1 protein-coding gene is annotated in these 258 nt (G+C 76.0%); it reads right to left on the reverse strand.

The genetic code is table 11. The features are described 5' to 3' along the window. Positions 1-258: AMP-binding protein (locus ACSNOH_RS35355; RefSeq protein WP_436725523.1), on the reverse strand; the 258-nt coding region annotated here is incomplete at both ends.

The raw sequence follows: 258 nt of genomic DNA on the forward strand, positions 1-258 counted from the left end.
GTGCCGGGGTCCAGGGGGAGGTAGGCGGCGCCGGACTTGAGGACGGCCAGGACGGCGACGACCAGGTCGGCGGAGCGCGGCAGGAGCAGGGCCACCAGCTTTTCGGGGCCGGCACCCCGTTCGGTCAGCAGGTGGGCCAGCCGGTTGGCGCGGGCGTCGAGTTCGGCGTACGACAGGGTCAGGTCGCCGTCGCGGAGAGCGGTGGCATGGGGGGTGCGGCGGGCCTGGGCGGCGAAGAGGCCGGGCAGGGTGGCGGAG

Source organism: Streptomyces sp. URMC 127 (assembly GCF_051386535.1).
Classification (GTDB): domain Bacteria; phylum Actinomycetota; class Actinomycetes; order Streptomycetales; family Streptomycetaceae; genus Streptomyces.